The organism is Pseudarthrobacter sp. TAF60_1 (assembly GCF_052113505.1).
GTDB lineage: Bacteria > Actinomycetota > Actinomycetes > Actinomycetales > Micrococcaceae > Arthrobacter.
Map to the genome: position 1 here is coordinate 1 of NZ_JBFRDI010000046.1, position 888 is coordinate 888.

Annotated in this window: 1 protein-coding gene; it reads right to left on the minus strand. The window is 66.6% G+C overall.

Annotated features, from left to right (window positions below; all coding sequences use genetic code 11):
- Positions 1-115: 115 nt before the first annotated feature.
- Positions 116-886: an SDR family oxidoreductase gene (locus AB4Y73_RS20415; protein ID WP_441874508.1), complete on the minus strand. Its 771-nt coding sequence runs from the start codon at positions 884-886 to the stop codon at positions 116-118.
- Positions 887-888 lie beyond the last annotated feature (2 nt).

An 888-nucleotide genomic window follows, 5' to 3' on the forward strand; every position in this document is an offset into this window, starting at 1 on the left:
CCGGCCGCGTACGCGACCACCGCCGGACCCGAGACCGGCAGCACCGGTTCTGCGGCCGCGCCGGTTCCGCCGGTATCCCGGGTCACCGCTGACGTACCCGCCAGATGACCGCGCATCAGACCACCACCGTCATTCCGCCGTCGATAAAAATCGTCTGCCCGTTCACAAAGTCCGACCCGTCCGAGGCCAACCACACCGCCGGGCCAGCCAGGTCCTGCACGGTMCCCCACCGCGCCGCCGGCGTCCGGCCCAGGATCCAGGMATTGAACTGCTCATCATCCACCAGATTCTGCGTCATCTCCGTATGGATGTAACCCGGAGCGATCCCGTTGATCTGCAAMCCGGACCCCGCCCACTCCGCCGTCATCGCCCGGGTCAGGTTCCGCAGCCCGCCCTTCGCCGCYACATACGGGGCAATCGTGGGACGGGCCAGGTCCGTCTGCACCGAACAAATATTAATGATCTTGCCCTTGCCCCGCGGGATCATGTGCCGGGCCGCTTCCCGGCCCACCAGGAACGCGCTGGTCAGATCCGTGGAAATCACCCGTTCCCAGTCCGCGACATCCAGCTCCAGCATCGGCACCCGGTGCTGGATCCCGGCGTTGTTCACCAGGATCCGCAACGGCCCCACATGCTCCTCCACCCACGCAACCCCCCGGGCAGCCTCGGTGTCCTTCGTGACATCAAAAGCGACGCTGTGGACCCGGCCCGGTGCGAAATCAGCGGCCAATGCAGCCTCCGCTGCCTTCAACCGCTCCGCATTGATGCCGTTCAGCACCACCGTCGCCCCCGCCTCAGCCAACGCCCGCGCCAGCGCATTACCAATCCCCCGGCTCGACCCCGTCACAAGGGCAACCCGCCCCGTCAGGTCAAAAAGTCCACTCATGC